Origin of the sequence: Iocasia fonsfrigidae, from assembly GCF_017751145.1 — a bacterium.
GTDB classification, from domain to species: domain Bacteria; phylum Bacillota; class Halanaerobiia; order Halanaerobiales; family DTU029; genus Iocasia; species Iocasia fonsfrigidae.
This window is the reverse complement of record NZ_CP046640.1, coordinates 1,692,968-1,710,614: the sequence shown is the minus strand read 5'-3', so window position 1 is coordinate 1,710,614 and position 17,647 is coordinate 1,692,968. Positions and strand designations below refer to the sequence as shown.

Sequence of the window (17,647 nt, the reverse complement as noted above, 5' to 3'; positions counted from 1 at the left end):
AATTGATCGAGAATAATTTTAATTCTTCCGCTTGTCGTTCTCTCCGGCATCCGTGCCTCCGTTCTCTGTCACAACTTTTTGTTCCGGCGTCCTGCCTCCACAAAAAGTTAGAGCCGCTACAGAATTAAAATTATTACTTAGCTACCTTAACTCAGACAGATATATTTGTTGGACGACTCTAGAAATTATCCGTAGGCACGACGCCGGAGGAGAATTTCTTGACAGTAAGCGAAGGTAGGACACCTCAGCGCACGACAAGGAAAACAAATATATCTGTCGGCCTTCAAAGTTCATAATTTCTAGAATTATAAAAATCACTTAAGAAATTTCATAAACACTTCATTACCTAACAATAGACCCTTTTCACTTAACCTTATATGCTTGTCCTTTATTTCAATAAGCCCTTTGCTCAAACAATCTTCTATTTCCAATTGATAAAGCTTCAGCAGGTCTACTGTGAACCTATCAGTAAATTCTGCTAATGAAATACCATCTGTCAAGCGTAAACCCATAAAAATCATTTCAGAGATTTGTTCTTTTATTGACAGCCTTTCTATATTCTCGACTGGTAAAACACTATTGGTAAGATTATTAATGTATTTTGGCAAATCTGCTTTATTAGCAAAACGAATCCTACCATCAAAACTTACAGCAGCAGGCCCTATCCCTAAATAGGGTTGATAATGCCAGTAAATTTGATTATGAATAGAATCAAATCCCTTTCTAGAAAAATTGGATATCTCATATTGTTTAAAATCATGAAGATTAAATAATTCCCTGGCCAGAAGATACATTTCAGCATCCAAAGTATCATCAACAACCTTTATCTCTCCCTCTTCTAACATATTAGCTAAAGGAGTACCTTTTTCAATCTGCAAATTATAAATAGAAAGATGTGGTGGCTGAAATGATAAAACCTGTTTTAGGGTCTCCTGCCAGGACTTAAGACTCTGTCCAGGAATAGCAAATATTAAATCAAGATTATAATTCTGGAAAACCCTCTGTAAGAGTTCAACTGCTTCTAAAGCCTGACCGACTGTGTGTTTTCTACCCAGAAAATTCAACTCATTATCATTAAAAGACTGAACCCCCAGGCTAATTCTATTAATCCCTGCTTCCTTATATTTTAATAATTTATCCTTTGTAATCGAGCCTGGATTTACTTCTATACTTATTTCCTCTACCATAGCAAGATCAAAATGTTGTCTTATCTTTTCAATTAAACCGACCAAATAGGCCGGTTTAATTAAACTGGGGGTACCACCCCCTATATATAGTTTTAAGTACTGGCCGCTCAATTAAGTTGGTATATAATTCAATCTCTCGCTGTATTCCTTGATAAAAACCCTCTAGTGCAGAATGACTATATCTCTCTGAATAAAAATCACAGTAATTACATTTCTCTGAACAAAAAGGTATATGAACATAAAGAGCAAAGGGTTTTTGATAGGATAACTGCAGGTCATTATTATTCATCATCATCCCGCTGTAAGACAGCCATAAATGCCTCCTGGGGAATTTCCACCTGTCCAACCCTCTTCATTCTTTTTTTGCCTTCTTTTTGTTTTTCAAGCAATTTCCTCTTTCTGCTTATGTCACCACCATAACACTTTTGTAAAACATTTTTCCTCAGTGCTTTAATATTAACCCGGGCCACAATTTTACTGCCAATAGCAGCCTGAATTGGTACTGCAAACATCTGCCTGGGAATAAGTTTCTTCAGTTTTCGTGCCAGTGAACGTCCTTTGCTGCCCGCATTTTCCTGATGAACTATGGTTGATAAAGCATCTACCGGGCTACCGCTGAGCAATATATCCAGTTTTACCAGCTGTGAAGGCTTATATCCTATAAATTCATAATCCAGGGTAGCATATCCTCTGGTTTTTGATTTTAAAAGATCAAAAAAATCTGTAATAATTTCACTCAAGGGAATTTCATAATATAATTTAACCCTATTTTCATCTATATACTGCATATCCTTAAATTCACCACGGTTCTCCTGACAGAGTTCCATAGCCTGTCCCACATATTCATCAGGTAAAAAAATCTCTGCCTTCACATAAGGCTCCTCGATAATTTCAATTTCGTTTTGTTCAGGAAATTCAGCAGGATTCTCGATTTCAATCATATCACCCTGCTGGTCTGTAATACGATAAACCACACTTGGGGCAGTAATTACAAGTTCAAGGCCATATTCCCGCTCCAACCGTTCCTGAATAATCTCCATATGTAATAGACCCAGGAAACCAACTCTGAATCCAAAACCAAGGGCCTCTGAGGTCTCTGCTTCAAAGGTCAGAGAGGCATCATTCAACTGTAATTTTTCAAGGGCATCTTTTAATAAACCATAATCAGCATTATCAGTTGGATAGAGTCCACTATAAACCATTGGCTTTATTTTTTGATAACCTGGTAGTGGTTCAGATGCTGGATTATCTGCAGAGGTAATTGTATCCCCCACCCGACAATTCTTAACGTCTTTCACACCGGCAATAATATAACCAACCTCACCAGCCTCTAAACTAGCTGTTTTTTTCATATCAGGGATAAATATACCAAGTTCATCAACCTCATATTCCCTATTATTTGACATCATCTTAACCCTTTGACCCGGTTTGATACTACCATCCTTTATTCTCACATAGGCAATTACCCCCTGATATGGGTCATAAAAAGAATCAAAGATAAGAGCACGCAGAGGCTTATTAAATGTATTTTCCGGTGCAGGTACTTGTTCTATGACAGCATCTAGCACTTCTTTAATACCAGTCCCTTCCTTGGCACTGGTCAAGATCGTATCCTCTATCTCCAAACCAACATCAATCAACTGGGCCTTAACACGGTCTGGATCAGCACTCGGCAGATCAATTTTATTAATAACCGGTATTATCTCCAGGTCATGTTCCAGTGCAAGGTATATATTAGCCAGAGTCTGGGCTTCTACCCCCTGTGAGGCATCAACTACCAGTATAGCCCCTTCACAGGCTGCCAGACTCCTGGAAACTTCATATGAAAAATCCACATGTCCGGGGGTATCTATTAGATTTAATTGATACCCATTATACTCAAGCCGTACTGCCTGAGCCTTAATAGTAATACCACGTTCCCTTTCAAGTTCCATTTTATCGAGAACCTGTTCTTTCATCTCCCGTTCAGTTAAAACACCTGTATATTCAAGAAGACGGTCTGCCAGGGTTGATTTTCCATGATCAATATGGGCAATAATGCAAAAATTCCTGATATGCTCACTATTCACCTATCGTTTCCTCCTCAACACATCTAATTTCTTCAATTAATTATAACATTGGCATATCTTTTTATCAACAATATTACATATATATCATCTAAACATCTCCACAATAACACCTGCCAGTAGTTCTGCTGATCTAATAGCTTCCTGGGTTGTATTTCTATAATCACCTATTTCCAATAATAAAGCCCGTGGATGTAAATCTTGATTATAAGTGGTATCCCTGATTTCTAACCTGCTCAATAACCCAGGATACATCTCTTCTATTTTATTGGCAAATCTTCTGGCATAATTCAGGTTTTTTTCCCACTCTTGATGATGGTCTTTCAAGTCTAAATGGGCAAAATCAAATTTACCATTAGTAACTACAATCATCACTTTAGCCACCCTTTGATCATTTACTACAGTAGTAATGGTTTCCCGTGAAGGTAGGTGTTTAATCCCATCACGATGTATATCCAATAACAAATCTATTTCAGGGTTATTATCCAACAGCTCCTTAACTGTTTTTCGTGAATTATAATACGACATACTATAACGCTCATCATGAACCTTGGTTGTATGAATAACCCGAAAATTATATCTCTCTGCCAGTAATGTTGCCAGTTCACTACCTACTCTGGCAACATTACCAATCTCGCCTGGAAAAACATGGCCATTATTATCCTGCTTTCTCGGATCATCAATATAGGTTTCTGAAGTATGTGTATGATAAATAGCTATTAAAGGCCTTTTCTGATCATCCCTAATTTTATTATCAGGTTCCATCCCTCTTAAATCATCAATTGACTGACTGTTATCCTGCTGACTACTTATCTCTTCCCCCTGCCTTAAGTCAAATTTTAGTTTTACTATTTTATTATTATCTCCAGGGTTATAGACCACCTGTCTAGGTGTTTTTAATTCCTCTGGGGTATAATAAGCCAGCAAAGGGATTTCCCTCTTTAAATAGGTAATAGGAGCCCTGACCCTTATCCTGGTTAATCTATAGAGTAACTGTTCAGGACTAAGATAGTCTTTCACCCTGGTAATCAAACTCCTATTATCTTTTTCTCTATCATAATATTCTACATCATGGCTTGACCAAACTGGAACTACTACATCACTCATCATATGATATTTTAATAGGTTAAGAAAAATAAGTAATAACATGATTACTACCATTATCACCTTAAGATCTATCTTTTTATAGGACATGTCATTTCTCCTCCTATTAAAATTAATATGATGATAGATTGGTAGATATAACTTAAGTTTTTATCATGATTATAAAATAATAGAAAAAACCCTGGGAGTAATAATCTCTCAGGGTTTTTATTTAAGTATCATTTTAAATAGTTATATTTTGGTTTTTTTCAAAAATTTTCTCACACTTTTTAAATTAGGTAATGATGAAATAGCACCTTTACCTGTAGTTGTTATAGCCCCAACAGCATTGCTGAATTTAAGCATTTCTTTTAAAGTAATATTATCCAGCCTGGATAAATCATCAATATCCTCATTAATAAGCTGGGCAAGGATTCCTGCTGTAAAGGCATCTCCTGCTCCAGTAGTGTCCTGGGCATTTACCTTAAAACCTGATACCATCCCTTCTGTCAAACCATTATAAAAATAACTACCCTCTGCACCAAGGGTTATAAATATCAACTTCACATTATATTCTGCCATTACTCTCCGGGCACCCTTTTTAAGGGAAGATTCACCTGTAATAAACTCCAGTTCCTCTTCTGATATTTTAAGTAAATCAGCAGTTTTCAGGCCTTCTTTTATCCATTTTTCAGCCTGTTTTAAATCAGGCCACAGAGGTATGCGCAGATTAGGGTCATAAGAAACAATAAGACCATTATCATTAGCAGTTTCAGCCATCCTTAAGGTAGTACTGCGTACAGGCTCATCAATTAAACTAATGGAGCCGTGGTGAAATACTCTTGCTTTTTTAAGCAGTTTCAAATTCACTTCATCCCAGTCATATAACATGTCTGCACCAGGGTCCCTGTAAAAAGTAAAATCCCTATCCCCCTTTTCATCAAGGGTTACAAAAGCCAAAGTAGTTTTTGCTTTATTACTCTGGACTATTCCTTCAACATTAACACTATTCTCCCTTAAGGTATCAATAAGTAAATCACCAAAAGGGTCAGCCCCAACTTTACCCAGAAAAGCACTTTTAATACCAAGTTTAGCCGTTCCAACAGCCACATTGGCTGGTGCCCCACCTGGCATTCTCAAAAAGCCTTCATTATCTTTAAGGGCCAGGCCTTTTTTTAAAGGCACAAAATCAATTAACATCTCTCCCATAGTAACTATATCTACTGTCATTACTTCCCCCTCGCTTACATAACCTTCAATTTATCGAGTAATGTTTCTATATTTTATTTATAATTATATATAAAATTATCCAAATAGTAAAGAAAAAATAAGTTGAAAAAAAGGAAGGTATAAATACCTTCCCTGAATTCTTACAATACATATTATAAATAAAGCGATAAATTATCAGGTGTAATATCAGGATGAAGGGCTACATTTATCCCTCCAGCAATAATTCTTCCAAGATCGAGAATTAACTCATCTACACCTTTAGGAGATACTACCAAACTACCCATATATGGTCCCAGTATATTCCCTATAGTTCTCTTTTTTTCTGCTTCATCAATATGTCTAAACCTCTCTCTTTCAGCAGGAGAAAAGATATTTCCTTTTAATAATTCCTCCATAGCATCATTAACGATAGTTATAGCATGTACAACTGTTGGTACACCAATTGCTATAACAGGAATATTCATTGTTTCTTGATTAATTGCCATTCTATTTTTACCAAGCCCTGAACCAGGTGCTATCCCAGTATTACTTATCTGAATAGTATTGGCTAACCTGGCAGTACTGCGGGCAGATAAGGCATCAATAGCAATAATCAAGTTAGGTTGAACCATCTCTACAACACCTTTAATTATTTCAGCAGTTTGAACACCTGTCAAACCCAGGACACCTGGTGATAAGGCACAGACAGGCCGCAGCCCCTTTCTTAATTCAGGAGGGGCTTCCTGATAAAGATGTCTGGTAACCATAAGATGGTTAAGAACCTGTGGACCTAATGCATCAGGTGTAGCATTCCAGTTTCCCAGACCAACTATAAATATAGTCGGCTCCAGATTGGGATGAGGTCTAATATTTTCCAGGTTTGCTAATGAAGCTAATTCACCAGCAAATATTTCACTCAACTGGTCATGAACCATTCTATTTTGTCCTTTGAGACCATCTGATTCTATTGTTATATACTTACCAATGGGCTTGCCGATAGCCTTAGCACCCTGCTCATTCATAACCTCAATCCGGGTTATCAGCGCATTTTCTAACTGTTCTTCCTGAACACTTACTCCCTGTACTTCCCCACCTGTTTGTTCTACTGCTAAACTATGAGCATCAAGTGCAAGATCCGAATAAACCCGATTATTTTCAAAAATCACTTGCTGATTAGTCATCTTTATCCCCTTTATCTTAATTCAGTCGGTACAAATGCATCAACCAGCCCAATTACAAAAGCAGCAATTAAAGCACCAAAAATAGTCACTGTTAACCCCTCAACAACAAACTGAGTCAAATAAATCACTACAGCAGAAGTGATAAACCCTACCACCCCGCGGGCCTGTGGTGAAATATTATCACCAAACAATGTTTCAATAACATAACCCATCAAGGCTATTACAATAGCAGCTATCAGGGCATTACCAAATCCAACCATACTAAATCCAGGTACTACATAGCCTACTGCTAATAATACCAGTGCAGACACAATAAATCTTACTATTGCTCCTATCCAGCCTCTCAAACTATCACCCCCTTTTTCAATTATATTTTAACCAGTTAAATATTTTTATATACAAAACTTGCATTTTTAAAAAACTCATGTTAAAATAAAAATTGCTGTATTTTAAAAACTACTTATAATTTGATTTCTTATAGTTTGTTATGAAATAAGGGAGGTGAAGTGTGCATGCCTATTATTAAATCAGCAAAAAAGAGGGTAAAAACTGCTGAAAAAAGAACAATTCGCAATAGGGAATGGAAAGATAAACTCAAAAACAACATTAAAGATTTTGAAAAAACAGTAGAAGAAGGGGATTCTTCTACAGCAGGAGATAAATTACAGACTGCAATTAAAACAATAGATAAAGCTGTAAGCAAAGGCATAATCCACAAAAACAATGCCGCCCGCAAAAAATCCCGTTTAACCAAAATGTATAATAAAATTTCTTAAGATAAAACAGAGGCTTATTCTTCTTGATAAAAAGAATAAACCTCTTTTTTTATTTTACTATTGCCATCTCCAGGGCCAGAGCAGCCTCATATTTTCCTGTTACTATCTGATAATTTGTTTCCATAAACCTTTCCAACATAATTTCCAGTTCTTCATCAGTAAAGACATCTGCTTTACTATAACACTTTTTGACAGGATACTGATGTACCTTTAATATCCGGGAAATATCCCTGATATCCTTACCTTTCTTTTTTAATTCTTTCACAGACAACAATAACCTTAACTGCCAGATAACTGTACTCAAAATCTTCAAAGGAACTGCACCATCATTGAGCATTTCGTTTAAAATAGTAATAGCCTTTCCATTATTCCTGCCAATAATTGCATCTGTAAAAGCAAAAATCAAATTATCCTCTAATAATCTATCCTTACTAATAATATTACTTATATCATTATAATTTATTTTTTCTTCATCATGTTTATATAGTACAATCTTTCCTATCTCATTCTCTAATAATTGGAGATTATTTTGGAACATATTCTCCAGCATATTAATAGACCTTTTATCGATTTTTTTATTATATCTTGCAAATTCCCGCTCTATCCATTTATCCAGTTGTTTATATTTAGGTGATTCTAATTCTATAATCTCTCCATTTTTTTTAATTTCTTTAACAACCTTTAATCTCTTATCAATCTTACCATTAATTAAAAAAAGCAGTTGAGTAGTTTGAGGGAAATTATTAAATAATTCGATTAAAAATCTATCCTCTGAATTTTTATTTTTAAAATATTCACCAGGTTCAATTATAATAAATCTTTTTTCTGTCATAAATGGTGGTGTGTTGGCCTGATTCTTTACTAATACTGGTAGATTTTCTGTGTTTTTAATAACCGTTAAATTAAAATCCTTAATCTCATCAGGAATATATTTTTTTGTAAAAGCTTCTTTAAATTTATTTAATAAATAAATTTCTTCACTATATATAAGGTAAATAGGCTTTAATTCATCTATAGATTTATTTAATATCTCTTTAATATCTTTCATTAATAAGTTCTCCTTTATAATATAGTTTTTAAATAATCGTGCCCTTAAGATTTACCAATATTATATTAACATATCTTTTTGCTTTTTAGCAAATTATAATCATGTACTACTTGTCAGGAGGTGGCTTTTTGAGCCGCAAAAAGCGAATCTTGAATCCTCTTGCCCGTGATGCCCTTGACAGTCTCAAGTATGAAGTTGCTAATGAACTAGGACTTATTGATAAGATTAATAAGCAGGGTTGGGGAGATATGACCACCCGTGAAGTAGGAAAGCTAGGTGGTACCATGGTCAAGAAAATGGTAAAAATGGCTGAGGATAAGATAGCAAATAATTCTGACAGGTAGATTATCATATATTAAGGCTGGGTGATTTACTCACCCAGCTATCCCAGAAAATACTAGTATGACCAGCTCCCCATTAACACAAAATAATAATACTGCAAGACATAAAGGGGGTGAAATTTAATGGCAGGTGTAGGACAAAGAAATAATACCCTTGTTAATCCACTGGCAGCACAGGCAATGGAGAAATTCAAGTATGAGGTTGCTCAAGAACTTGGAATCCAGATACCTCAAAGTGGTTATTATGGTGAAATGACTACCCGTGATACTGGTGCCCTTGGAGGTCATATGGTAAGAAAGATGGTAGAGGCATATGAAAACTCTCTCGCCGGAACCCAGGGTAATCAACAGCAGTATTAATCTGAACTGATATATAATATTTTATAAAAGTCAACCCATTAAAAATGAGCGGTTTTTAACCGCTCATTTTAATTTGCTGTTATTATTATCCAGCAAATATTTCATTTAAGATTATTGATAATTTCAGTTAATTCCTCTTTACTAATTTCACCTCTGGCATATCTTTCCCGTGCTATATTAACAGCATTATCTCTCTGGCCAGTATTGCAATTATTACTGTTATTATTGTTAGCGTTATTATTAGTAAAATTTTTTACCAAATATACTATTCCCATAATAATAAAAATCCAGAATAAAATCATCATAAAAATCCCCCCAAAACTGTGCATGCCATAGCCACCAATTCTCCAACCTTGACCAAAACCCATCATTGTTTATATCCCTCCTTTTCTCTATCAATTTCTTATTATCTCCGCTTAACCATACATCATACTATACTTACTGCTTATTAGCCCTTAACTCAATAAATTTAATTTTTCATATTTAAGGCTCTTTCATAATAGAACTTTTCCCATAATTGAATTGTTATCCAGACGATTAAAACGGTTTATTTTTAAACTATAAAATACCTTACTGGTAATTTAATCTTAACATTTAATTATGAAGGAATTATGAATTTCATAAATAATTCTTTATAAATAGATTAGTATTTCTTTATAAATTTTTCCTTGACTTAATAACAAGCCTAGTATAAACTATATCTAAATACTAAAGGTGATGGAGCACCACCTGTAACCATTGTTTCTAACAATTAATGGCTCCTATTCAGGTTTTACTGCTGAATAGGAGCCTTTTTACATAAATAAGCTATTGAAAGGGGTAATAATTATGGCACTTAGTCTGGCTTTAATAATGATGCTAGGTCTTATTTTTAACAAATCTTTTGATAAAATGAAATTACCGGGTTTATTAGGTATGTTATTATTAGGAATACTACTGGGACCCTACGGCTTTAATCTAATTGAACAAAACATTTTAAATATCTCACCTGACCTTCGAAAAATCGCCCTTATTGTTATATTACTCAGGGCAGGCTTAGGTATTGAAAAAAGGACCCTTAAAAAAATAGGTGTTCCAGCAATAAAACTCAGTTTTATTCCTGGACTGCTGGAGGGGGGAACTATAATTCTAACGGCTACTTATTTTTTGCAATTCTCCTGGATAGAGGCAGGTATGCTAGGATTTATTATCGCAGCCGTTTCACCGGCTGTAGTTGTCCCCCAGATGCTGGATTTAATGGATAAAAATCGAGGGAGTAATAAAGGAATCCCTACCCTTATTCTGACAGGTGCCTCTATTGATGATGTTATTGCTATTACTATTTTTTCAACTTTTTTAGGGCTTTATGGAGGCAAACAACTACATATTACTAAAAAAATCTTAAGTATTCCTCTATCTATTGCTTCAGGTATAATTCTTGGGATTCTAATTGGCTTTCTTCTGCTTTATTTATTTAAAAAATATCATATCAGGGATACCAAAAAGGTTTTATTAATTTTAAGTGCTGCTATTATAATGACCAGTCTGGAAGATTTCCTGGCAGGGATTATCCCTATTGCCTCTTTATTAGGTGTCATGGTCATAGGTTATATCTTACAGGAACAATACAATTTACTGGCCAACCGCCTGGCAGCTAAGTTCAATAAAATCTGGGTTTTTGCTGAAATAATGCTTTTTGTACTGGTAGGGGCTGAAGTAAATATACACCTGGCTCTCGAATCAGGCCTAATTGGTCTGTTAATTATTTTTACTGGACTAATAGCCAGAGGCATTGGTGTTTTAATCTCTATCAGTGGAACTGAACTTAATCTTAAAGAGAGATTATTTTGTGTGATTGCCTATACTCCAAAAGCCACTGTTCAGGCAGCCATTGGTGCTGTTCCACTTGCCGCAGGAGTGAAATCAGGTGATATTATCCTGGCTTTAGCAGTACTGGCAATTATTATAACCGCTCCCCTGGGGGCAGCTGGAATCAAACTAGCTGGAATGCACTGCTTATCCGATGATTCCAGGCTGATAAAAGAAAACAAGTAACTCTATCTTCTATCTATAGCTCTTTATTTTATACTGTTTGCCATTAGTTGTAATAGTAATTGCTCCACTTTTATCAGTTCTTAGTGTTTTAATATTAAATTTATTTGTTCTATCAAAAACCTCCTGGGCAGGGTGTCCATAATTATTCCGGCCTACTGAGATAACAGCGTAATCAGGTTCTACTTTTCTTAAGAAAAGCTCTGATGATGAGCCAGCACTTCCGTGATGACCAAGTTTTAAGACATTACTTTTAATAAAATCACCTGATTCAATCAAACGGTATTCACCTTCTTTTTCTAAATCACCGGTTAATAATAAGGAGAAATTACCATAATTTACTTTGAGGACAACAGAGTTATTATTACGGTCAGGAAATTTCAGGTCTTGCAATGGATTCAGAACTGTCAGGCTGCATTTACCTAATTTGAATAAATCCCCCCTGCTACTTAACTTAACAGGAATATTATATGCCCAGGCTTTTTTTATGACTTCTTTGGCCAGGTCATTATTATCAAAGCAGGCAGGTAATACCAGCAGGCCTATCTCTCTTTGACCAATTAAATCAATAATACCCAGGGCATGATCCCCATCAAAGTGTGTAATATATAATACATCAATTTTTTTTATTCCCTTATATATTAAATATGGTAGAACTGTCACCTGCCCCTGGGTAGAAGCCAAACCTGCCCTGCCACCGCCATCAACCACTAGATGATAACTGTTAGCAACATTAATTACAATACTATCTCCTTGACCAACTGATAAAAAAGTGACTTCTAAATGATTATTAAAAAAGGGTATTACTAATTCTATAGACAGGAAAAATAGCATTACATAAATTAAATATAAGATGATCTTTTTTTGTTTTTTAATATTTAAGGGAATATATCTTTTTTTTAAAAAAATCGGCATTATGAGAATAAATAGTATAAATAAAATAGTAATCACAATTGATGGGGTAGCTACCTCTAAATGTCCTAAGGGTATACCTGCCATAAAAGACGTACCCCAATTTAAGACAAACAGCAAATAAGATATAAAACTATTTATTAACCAGCTTATAACAGGACTAATAATACCTAATAATAGCCCTGTAATACCCAGTGAAACAATAATTCCGCTTAAGGGTATTGCCCAGAGATTTGTTACAACACCAATAGGTGTTAATAGATTAAAATAATAAGCAATTAATGGACTTGCCCCCAGTTGAGCAGCAATTGAAAGGGCTAGCAAATTAGGCAATTTGTTTTTTAATAGATTAGTCCATAATACTATAGAACTTAACACCATATAGCTCAATTGAAACCCTACATTAAATAAATCATAGGGATTAATGACTAAATTAATCATCGAAGAAAGACCTATTAGATTAAATACTTCACCACTGCGTTTGAAAACAACTGCCCAGAGAAAAGTGATTACTAAAATACCAGCCCTTAAAACCGAAGGTCTAAAACCTGTCAATACTATATAAAATATCATCAATAAAGTAATTATTATGTTTCTACTAATTACCGGCAGCCTGCAGAGCTTAAGTATTTTTAGAAAAATTAAGGAAATAACACCTACATGTAGACCAGAAATAGCTAATAAATGGTTTGCCCCAGATAATTCGAAATTACTAGTCCATTCTGCTGGTATACCACTCTTCTCACCAAGCAATAAACCCTTCAAAACCTCATTATAGGGGAAATCCATTGTCTGATTAATAAGTTTAATAAAAGCCCTTTTTGCCTTTATAATCACCTTTAGAATCCCACCATTAACCCTACTTATCTTTGTAAAACTATATGACAAATAGCCCTTAGAAAAAACACCCCTCCTTTTTAAATAATTATAATTAGAAAACCCTCCAGGATTCATAGCCTTACTGGGAAAGGACAGATTAAAAACACCTGATACCAAATCCCCATCTTCAACAGCATGAGGTAAATAACGTTTATCTAATTCTATTAAACCATATTTAATTCTATTTCCATCAGCAAAATATGGTTTTAAGTAGACCTTATTCCCGCTCAAAGCTCTAAGGTCTTCCTTGATTACTCCCAAAATATCAACATTATCTTGTCCATTATATGATATTATTGAAGCGTCATTACTATAGATATATTCATGCCACGATATCCAGGAAAAACCTAAAATAAATACAATTATAAAAATAATAAGTAGTTTAATTTTTCTACAGTAAAAAGCGATCACTAATATCAAGGGAAAAATTAATAATATACTAATCCAAGACAAATAATAAGCAGTGATAATTCCTGCAGAAAAGAAAAAGCTGCAGAGCAAAAAAGGTCTTCTCATCATACCATTCACCTGACTGATATTTTATTTTTAATCTTCTGCAGGGTCTTCTCCCCAATACCACTAACAGCTGTTAATTGTTCAAGATCAGAAAATCTCCCAATTTCATCACGGTAATCTATGATACTACTTGCTTTGCTGGGGCCTATCCCGGGTAATTCTTCCAGTTCTTTACTACTAGCTTTATTAATATTAATTTTATTTGATGATGCCCCAGTACTACTTAACTTATTTCCACTGGCATAAGACTCATCACTTAATTTTGTTTCTATTATTGAAGGTACATAGATTTTTTCACCATCAAACACTGGTGAAGCCAGGTTCATTGAGTCAAGATCAGCATAAGATGTCTCACCACCTGCTGCCATAACAGCATCAATTACCCTGGCATCTCCTGGCAGTTCATATACACCTGATTGTTTCACCTCACCTGCTATATGGATAATTATCCTTTGATCTTCTTTCTCAACCTCTTCCACCGTGTTATTTGATAATAAAACCTCATTCTGCTCATTTATTTCATTACTAATGACATTTTTTTCACTCACAGTTGATACTATTACAGCTTTACTTAACTGTTCATTGATCAACAGAATAGATATTCCTATAATAATCACAACTACTAATAATGCCAGAACAATCTGCTCCCTGCTCAAACTATTAATCTTCATTATACCACCCTTTTTCTAATTTTTACTATATATTTCATAATAAAACCTTTGATTCCTGCTTAAAATTTATTTTTTTTTAAACATAGAAAAACTTAACTTTTTTTGATATTATATAGAAAACAGTATTTTTAATCGTCTGGACAACATTAATTTATAATAATTGGAGTATATGTGGTGAAACAATTCAATTATGCAAAAGGGCTATTATGAAAGAACCTTATATTAAAAATCTAAAAATAAAGGAGTCAAAAAATGAATATTCTAGCATATAGTTGCCGTGAAGACGAGATTGAATATTTCAAGAAATTTAGTGAAAAGTATCAAGTTGAAATGAAATTATGTGAAGATGAACCTAAGATTGAAAATGCTGAGCTAGCAGAAGGTTGTGACTGTATCAGTATTATCACAAGCAGAATTAATCAGGAATTAATAGAAAAATTCCATCAAATAGGGGTAAAATTCATCTCTACCAGGACAATTGGTTATGACCATATTGATATTAAAAGTGCTAAAAGATATAGAATCGGAGTAGGAAATGTAGGTTATTCCCCAGCCAGTGTAGCAGAATATACGGTTATGTTAATTCTAATGGTACTGAGAAAAATGAAAGGAATTATGGAGCGAAGCAATGTCCAGGATTATTCACTAAAAGGGATTCAAGGTAAGGAGCTACACAACTTAACAGTTGGTATCATTGGTACAGGTAGAATTGGACAAAGGGTGATAAAATGTTTAAGTGGTTTTGCTTGTAAGCTCCTTGCCCATGACTTACATCCACAGGAAAACATAAAAGAGTCTGCCAGGTATGTCAGTTTAAATGAACTTTTTCAAGAAAGTGATATTATTACGATGCATGTTCCTGCCACCAAAGAGAATTTTCACCTTATTAATAAAGAATCCCTCTCAATTATGAAAGATGGTGTCTATATTATCAATACCGCCCGCGGTTCACTAATTAATACAAAGGAGCTAATTGCAGCCCTTGAGAATAAAAAGATTAGTGGTGCTGCATTAGATGTAATTGAGGGTGAAGCAGACCTTTATTACAACGATTTAAAATGCCAGGTCTTAAGTAACAGAGAACTGGCCATATTAAAATCCTATCCCAATGTAATTATAACACCACATACTGCCTTCTATACTGACCAGGCTGTAAGTGATATGGTAGAAAACTCAATTCTAAGTTGTATTTCATATCTAAAAGAAAACAGTTAGCTACTTATCATAAACCAGACCAATATATATACTGGACGACTCTAGAAATTGTCTGAAGGCATGGAACTTGGCCTCGATGGCCTGATACTGACTCAACCATGCGTAATAAAAAGAAGAGTCAGTGAACCGAAAGACAATTTCTCGACAGTAAACGAAGGCAGGACGCCGTAGTACAACATTAATTTTCTTGTGCGTTCTGCTTAGATACGGAGTGCCTGTGGTGAACGACAAGGGAAGTAAATATATTGGTCGGTCTTCAAAGTTGTCCATAATCTCAAAATCCAAGTTCCTTAACTAAAAATAAAAGCAAGGGAAATTTCTTCCCCTTGCTTTATTATTACAGTCATCTTCTTAGCCTATTATTAATTATCTTTAGCTCTTATTTCTACCCTTCTTATTTTACCACTAATTGTTTTAGGAAGTTCATCAACAAATTCTATAATACGTGGATATTTATATGGAGCAGTTATTTTCTTAACATAATCCTGTAATTCCCTGGCCAGTTTCTTGCTGGCCTGGTAACCCTTAGCCAGAACAATGCTGGCCTTTACAATTTGTCCACGAATTTCATCAGGAACAGCTGTTATGGCACATTCAAGGACAGAAGAATGTTCAATAAGGGCACTTTCTATCTCAAAGGGGCCAATTCGGTAACCAGAGCTTTTAATTACATCATCAGCACGCCCTACAAACCAGTAATAACCATCTTCATCCCTCCAGGCCACATCCCCGGTATAATACATATCATCATGCCAGACCCTTTGTGTTAATTCTTTATCCCGGTAATAACCCCCAAACATTCCGAGGGGTTTTTGCCTATCTGTACGGATAACAATTTCTCCCTCTTCCCCGACACCACAGACATTTCCTTCTCGATCGTGCAGCTCAATATTATAACCAGGAGCAGGTTTTCCCATTGAACCTGGTTTAACATCCATCCAGGGGAATGTTCCTAGAGTAACAGTCAGTTCTGTTTGTCCATATCCTTCTCTTAATTCAAGGCCTGTTTCTTCTAAAAATCTATTATATACTTCGGGGTTTAAAGGCTCTCCTGCCACAACACAGTATTCCAGACTGCTAAGGTCAAATTTGCTGAGATCAGACTTAATAAAAAAACGATAGATAGTTGGAGGGGCACAAAAGGTTGTAACCCGGTATTTTTCTATCATTCCTAACAAATCAGTTGCATTGAATCTTGTATTATAATCATAGACAAACACAGCACTGCCAACCAACCACTGCCCATATAATTTCCCCCAGACTGCTTTGGCCCAGCCAGTATCAGCAACCGTTAAATGCAATCCATTATTGCGGACATTCTGCCAGTATTTTGCTGTTATTAAATGACCTAATGGGTATACGAAATTATGCTGTACCATTTTAGGCATCCCTGTAGTACCAGAAGTAAAATATATTAACATAATATCATCATTCGAAATAGCACTATCACCTTGTGGTCTGTTAAAAGAACTTGAATATCCTTTAATTTCCTCATTAAAAACATGCCATCCATCACGGCAACCATTCAACATAACCTTTTTTAGTAGACCAGGGGATTTAACTGCTGCCTTATCAATATTCTGTAAAACCTCTTCCTCTCCTACTGCAACAATCATCTTTATATCAGCTGCATTATTTCGATAAACAATATCCTTCTCGGTAAGTAGATGGGTAGCAGGAATACAAATAGCCCCAATTTTATGGAGAGCCAGGATGCTAAACCAGAACTCAAAACGCCGTTTTAAGATTAGCATTACTGCATCCCCTTTTTTGATCCCTAAAGCTCTAAAATAATTAGCAGTCTGATTACTGTAATCTCTCAGTTCCTTAAAGGTAAAGGTCTCTTCCTCTCCTTCATCATTACACCAGACAATAGCAGTTTTTTCGGGTTCTTCCTCTGCATACTTATCCACAACATCAAAAGCAAAATTAAAGTTATCTGGAACTTTAATCTTATAATCATTTACAAAATCATCATAAGATGAAAATTCTATTTTCTCCAGATATTTACCAAGCACTAGATAACACCTCTCATTTGTTAAGCCGTAAATTTCTTTAAACTTAAATATTTATTATGTAATTACACAGCTAAATTATATCATATTATGTAAAAAAATGCAGTATAAAAATAAAACTTTTTATACTGCATTTCAGATTTAGAACAATCAATTT

Annotated in this window: 17 protein-coding genes and 1 riboswitch; of the genes, 5 read left to right on the top strand and 12 right to left on the bottom strand. The window is 34.9% G+C overall.

Annotation, left to right across the window (positions count from 1 at the left end; all coding sequences use genetic code 11):
• Positions 1–314 precede the first annotated feature (314 nt).
• From hemW to GM661_RS08100, 7 genes are all read right to left on the bottom strand, one after another.
• The gene (hemW, locus tag GM661_RS08130; protein WP_230869559.1) at positions 315–1,232 is read right to left on the bottom strand and encodes a radical SAM family heme chaperone HemW; all 918 of its coding nucleotides are present in this window, start codon (positions 1,230–1,232) and stop codon (positions 315–317) included.
• Positions 1,233–1,242: 10 nt separating this feature from the next.
• Positions 1,243–1,476: a hypothetical protein gene (locus tag GM661_RS08125; protein ID WP_230869558.1), complete on the bottom strand. Its 234-nt coding sequence runs from the start codon at positions 1,474–1,476 to the stop codon at positions 1,243–1,245.
• The gene (lepA, locus tag GM661_RS08120) at positions 1,469–3,256 is read right to left on the bottom strand and encodes a translation elongation factor 4 (protein WP_125989797.1); all 1,788 of its coding nucleotides are present in this window, start codon (positions 3,254–3,256) and stop codon (positions 1,469–1,471) included. The genes GM661_RS08125 and lepA overlap by 8 nt, the downstream gene beginning before the upstream one ends.
• Before the next feature lie 84 nt (positions 3,257–3,340).
• Complete coding sequence (gene spoIIP / locus GM661_RS08115; RefSeq protein WP_230869557.1) at positions 3,341–4,447, bottom strand: stage II sporulation protein P; 1,107 nt, start codon at positions 4,445–4,447, stop codon at positions 3,341–3,343.
• A 141-nt stretch (positions 4,448–4,588) separates the two neighbouring features.
• Positions 4,589–5,566 carry a PfkB family carbohydrate kinase gene (locus GM661_RS08110; RefSeq protein ID WP_230869556.1) on the bottom strand — a complete coding sequence of 326 codons (978 nt, stop codon included), beginning with the start codon at positions 5,564–5,566 and terminating at the stop codon, positions 4,589–4,591.
• A 152-nt stretch (positions 5,567–5,718) separates the two neighbouring features.
• The gene (gpr, locus tag GM661_RS08105; RefSeq protein WP_125989791.1) at positions 5,719–6,726 is read right to left on the bottom strand and encodes a GPR endopeptidase; all 1,008 of its coding nucleotides are present in this window, start codon (positions 6,724–6,726) and stop codon (positions 5,719–5,721) included.
• Between the two features lie 11 nt (positions 6,727–6,737).
• Positions 6,738–7,073, bottom strand: a complete 336-nt coding sequence (locus tag GM661_RS08100) for a phage holin family protein (protein ID WP_125989789.1) — start codon at positions 7,071–7,073, stop codon at positions 6,738–6,740.
• Between the two features lie 165 nt (positions 7,074–7,238).
• Between GM661_RS08100 and rpsT the strand changes: the two genes are divergently transcribed.
• Positions 7,239–7,502 carry a 30S ribosomal protein S20 gene (gene rpsT, locus GM661_RS08095; RefSeq protein WP_125989788.1) on the top strand — a complete coding sequence of 88 codons (264 nt, stop codon included), beginning with the start codon at positions 7,239–7,241 and terminating at the stop codon, positions 7,500–7,502.
• A 49-nt stretch (positions 7,503–7,551) separates the two neighbouring features.
• On the opposite strand, the gene holA is transcribed toward rpsT, so the two are convergent.
• Positions 7,552–8,550, bottom strand: coding sequence for a DNA polymerase III subunit delta (holA, locus tag GM661_RS08090; RefSeq protein ID WP_125989786.1), 999 nt, complete (start codon positions 8,548–8,550; stop codon positions 7,552–7,554).
• A gap of 128 nt (positions 8,551–8,678) precedes the next feature.
• Between holA and GM661_RS08085 the strand changes: the two genes are divergently transcribed.
• Positions 8,679–8,894: an alpha/beta-type small acid-soluble spore protein gene (locus GM661_RS08085; RefSeq protein WP_230869555.1), complete on the top strand. Its 216-nt coding sequence runs from the start codon at positions 8,679–8,681 to the stop codon at positions 8,892–8,894.
• Positions 8,895–9,014: 120 nt separating this feature from the next.
• Positions 9,015–9,251: an alpha/beta-type small acid-soluble spore protein gene (locus GM661_RS08080; RefSeq protein WP_125989782.1), complete on the top strand. Its 237-nt coding sequence runs from the start codon at positions 9,015–9,017 to the stop codon at positions 9,249–9,251.
• Positions 9,252–9,352: 101 nt separating this feature from the next.
• On the opposite strand, the gene GM661_RS08075 is transcribed toward GM661_RS08080, so the two are convergent.
• Positions 9,353–9,622: an SHOCT domain-containing protein gene (locus GM661_RS08075; protein WP_230869554.1), complete on the bottom strand. Its 270-nt coding sequence runs from the start codon at positions 9,620–9,622 to the stop codon at positions 9,353–9,355.
• 333 nt (positions 9,623–9,955) lie between these two features.
• Positions 9,956–10,022, top strand: a riboswitch (Fluoride riboswitch).
• A 57-nt stretch (positions 10,023–10,079) separates the two neighbouring features.
• Between GM661_RS08075 and GM661_RS08070 the strand changes: the two genes are divergently transcribed.
• The gene (locus GM661_RS08070; RefSeq protein WP_230869553.1) at positions 10,080–11,285 is read left to right on the top strand and encodes a cation:proton antiporter domain-containing protein; all 1,206 of its coding nucleotides are present in this window, start codon (positions 10,080–10,082) and stop codon (positions 11,283–11,285) included.
• 9 nt (positions 11,286–11,294) lie between these two features.
• Here GM661_RS08070 and GM661_RS08065 read toward each other — a convergent pair whose 3' ends face one another.
• On the bottom strand, positions 11,295–13,589 hold the full coding sequence (locus GM661_RS08065) for a DNA internalization-related competence protein ComEC/Rec2 (protein ID WP_230869552.1): 2,295 nt from the start codon (positions 13,587–13,589) through the stop codon (positions 11,295–11,297).
• 8 nt (positions 13,590–13,597) lie between these two features.
• Positions 13,598–14,260: a helix-hairpin-helix domain-containing protein gene (locus tag GM661_RS08060; RefSeq protein WP_230869551.1), complete on the bottom strand. Its 663-nt coding sequence runs from the start codon at positions 14,258–14,260 to the stop codon at positions 13,598–13,600.
• Positions 14,261–14,512: 252 nt separating this feature from the next.
• On the opposite strand from GM661_RS08060, the gene GM661_RS08055 reads away from it, so the two are divergent.
• The gene (locus GM661_RS08055; protein ID WP_230869550.1) at positions 14,513–15,475 is read left to right on the top strand and encodes a D-isomer specific 2-hydroxyacid dehydrogenase family protein; all 963 of its coding nucleotides are present in this window, start codon (positions 14,513–14,515) and stop codon (positions 15,473–15,475) included.
• Positions 15,476–15,837: 362 nt separating this feature from the next.
• Here the strand turns inward: GM661_RS08055 and GM661_RS08050 are convergent, their stop codons facing one another.
• Positions 15,838–17,493 carry an AMP-binding protein gene (locus tag GM661_RS08050; RefSeq protein ID WP_230869549.1) on the bottom strand — a complete coding sequence of 552 codons (1,656 nt, stop codon included), beginning with the start codon at positions 17,491–17,493 and terminating at the stop codon, positions 15,838–15,840.
• Positions 17,494–17,647 lie beyond the last annotated feature (154 nt).

What these genes read in the sequence shown, in the direction of transcription:
- GM661_RS08065 (WP_230869552.1), bottom strand. Translation starts at nt 13,589, where the DNA reads ATGAGAAGACCTTTTTTGCTCTGCAGCTTTTTCTTTTCTGCAGGAATT.
- GM661_RS08070 (WP_230869553.1), top strand. Translation starts at nt 10,080, where the DNA reads ATGGCACTTAGTCTGGCTTTAATAATGATGCTAGGTCTTATTTTTAAC.
- holA (WP_125989786.1), bottom strand. Translation starts at nt 8,550, where the DNA reads ATGAAAGATATTAAAGAGATATTAAATAAATCTATAGATGAATTAAAG.
- GM661_RS08055 (WP_230869550.1), top strand. Translation starts at nt 14,513, where the DNA reads ATGAATATTCTAGCATATAGTTGCCGTGAAGACGAGATTGAATATTTC.
- GM661_RS08075 (WP_230869554.1), bottom strand. Translation starts at nt 9,622, where the DNA reads ATGATGGGTTTTGGTCAAGGTTGGAGAATTGGTGGCTATGGCATGCAC.
- GM661_RS08080 (WP_125989782.1), top strand. Translation starts at nt 9,015, where the DNA reads ATGGCAGGTGTAGGACAAAGAAATAATACCCTTGTTAATCCACTGGCA.
- GM661_RS08060 (WP_230869551.1), bottom strand. Translation starts at nt 14,260, where the DNA reads ATGAAGATTAATAGTTTGAGCAGGGAGCAGATTGTTCTGGCATTATTA.
- gpr (WP_125989791.1), bottom strand. Translation starts at nt 6,726, where the DNA reads ATGACTAATCAGCAAGTGATTTTTGAAAATAATCGGGTTTATTCGGAT.
- rpsT (WP_125989788.1), top strand. Translation starts at nt 7,239, where the DNA reads ATGCCTATTATTAAATCAGCAAAAAAGAGGGTAAAAACTGCTGAAAAA.
- spoIIP (WP_230869557.1), bottom strand. Translation starts at nt 4,447, where the DNA reads ATGTCCTATAAAAAGATAGATCTTAAGGTGATAATGGTAGTAATCATG.
- GM661_RS08125 (WP_230869558.1), bottom strand. Translation starts at nt 1,476, where the DNA reads ATGAATAATAATGACCTGCAGTTATCCTATCAAAAACCCTTTGCTCTT.
- GM661_RS08110 (WP_230869556.1), bottom strand. Translation starts at nt 5,566, where the DNA reads ATGACAGTAGATATAGTTACTATGGGAGAGATGTTAATTGATTTTGTG.